This window comes from Paenibacillus forsythiae T98 (assembly GCF_000520735.1).
In the GTDB taxonomy this organism is placed as follows: domain Bacteria; phylum Bacillota; class Bacilli; order Paenibacillales; family Paenibacillaceae; genus Paenibacillus_AQ; species Paenibacillus_AQ forsythiae.
This window is the reverse complement of record NZ_ASSC01000548.1, coordinates 1-1,656: the sequence shown is the minus strand read 5'-3', so window position 1 is coordinate 1,656 and position 1,656 is coordinate 1. Positions and strand designations below refer to the sequence as shown.

Below are 1,656 nucleotides of genomic sequence, written 5' to 3'. Positions count from 1 at the left end.
GCGGCTACGTCGCCGGCTGCCCCGAGTGCGATATTTCGCTGACGTACCACAGCCGGAGCAATAACCTGCGCTGTCATTACTGCGGTCATGCAGAGCCAGCTCCGGAGGTCTGTCCCGAATGCGGCAGCGAGCATATCCGCTTCTTCGGAACGGGAACGCAGCGTGTGGAAGAAGAACTGGTCAAGCTGTTTCCGGGAATGCGGGTCATCCGGATGGATGTTGATACGACGACCGAGAAAGGCTCGCATGAGAAGCTGCTCGGTCAATTCAGGGACAAGAAGGCCGATGTGCTGCTCGGAACGCAGATGGTGGCCAAGGGGCTGGATTTTCCCGATGTGACGCTGGTGGGCGTTATCACGGCGGATTCGGCGCTGAACCTGCCGGATTTCCGGGCCGCCGAGAAGACCTTCCAGCTGCTTACGCAGGTAGCGGGACGGGCGGGACGGCATAAGCTTGCCGGAGAGGTGCTGGTCCAGTCCTACACGCCGGATCATTACTCGATCATTCACGCCAGCCGCCATGACTACGCCTCGTTCGTAAGGGAGGAGCTGAGACATCGGAAGGCGCTTCACTATCCTCCCTACTGCCGGCTGATTCTTGTAACGCTGTCGCATGAGCAAATGCCGGTGGCGCTGCGCATGGCCGAGAATTATGCGAAGAACATCGAGGGAAAGGCGAGACAGCGCCGATGGTTCGGAAGCCTGGACAAGCTGACATCTTACGGACTCGACCTACTCGGTCCCGTAGCCTCCCCGCTGCCCCGGTTAAAGGGGCGATACCGGTTCCAATGCATGATCAAATGGCGGGGAGCTATAGACGCCATCGGACTGGCCCGCGAGGTGTCGGAACAACTGGAGGATTCGCTCCGCGATCCGGTGCTTCAGATCAGCATTGATGTCGATCCCCAAATGCTGATGTAGCCATTTTGGCATAATATATATAAATACAGGAAGGTGTTGGCGAAAATGGCGATACGTTTAATCGTGAAAGAGCCCGACGAGGTGCTGCACAAGACAGCAAAGGCGGTTGCGAAAATTACACCCAATGTGCAAAAGCTGCTGGATGATATGGCGGATACGATGTATGACGCCGAGGGCGTCGGTCTGGCCGCGCCGCAGGTGGGCATTCTGAAGCGGCTGATTGTGGTTGACGCCGATGAAGAGCATGGATTGATCAAGATGATCAATCCTGAAATCATCAAATCCGAAGGCGAGCAGCTTGGGCCGGAAGGCTGCCTGAGTATTCCTGGCCTTAACGGTGATGTGCGCCGCGCGGAGACGGTAACGGTCCGGGGCCTCGACCGTGAAGGCAACGAGATTACGATCACGGGAAGCGGACTGCTCGCCCGGGCATTCCAGCATGAAATCGATCATCTGAATGGCGTGCTGTTCACGGATATAGCGGAGAAGGTATACGAGATCAATGCGGAACGCAGCCAGGCCGGGGAGTGAATGAAATGAAGATTGTGTTCATGGGCACACCCGCTTTCGCGGTGCCTTGTCTGCAAATGCTGGTGAATGAAGGCTATGAAGTCGCCGCTGTCGTCACCCAGCCCGATCGTCCGCAGGGGAGGAAGAAGATACTGACGCCGTCGCCAGTCAAAGCGGCTGCGGAGGCGCTGGGCCTTCCCGTCCTTCAGCCTGAACGGATGCGGCG

At 57.8% G+C, this 1,656-nt stretch carries 2 protein-coding genes and 1 pseudogene; all 3 read left to right on the top strand.

The window, feature by feature from the left end; all coding sequences use genetic code 11:
• The coding region (gene priA / locus L692_RS0117215; protein ID WP_025701348.1) for a replication restart helicase PriA at nucleotides 1-920 on the top strand (920 nt) is incomplete at its 5' end.
• A gap of 45 nt (nucleotides 921-965) precedes the next feature.
• Complete coding sequence (def, locus tag L692_RS0117210) at nucleotides 966-1,451, top strand: peptide deformylase (protein ID WP_025701347.1); 486 nt, start codon at nucleotides 966-968, stop codon at nucleotides 1,449-1,451.
• Nucleotides 1,452-1,456: 5 nt separating this feature from the next.
• A pseudogene (locus tag L692_RS29200) lies at nucleotides 1,457-1,656 on the top strand (methionyl-tRNA formyltransferase); the annotation flags it as partial.

Excerpts from the sequence above, each read along its gene's own strand:
- def (WP_025701347.1), top strand. The coding sequence starts at position 966 with ATGGCGATACGTTTAATCGTGAAAGAGCCCGACGAGGTGCTGCACAAG.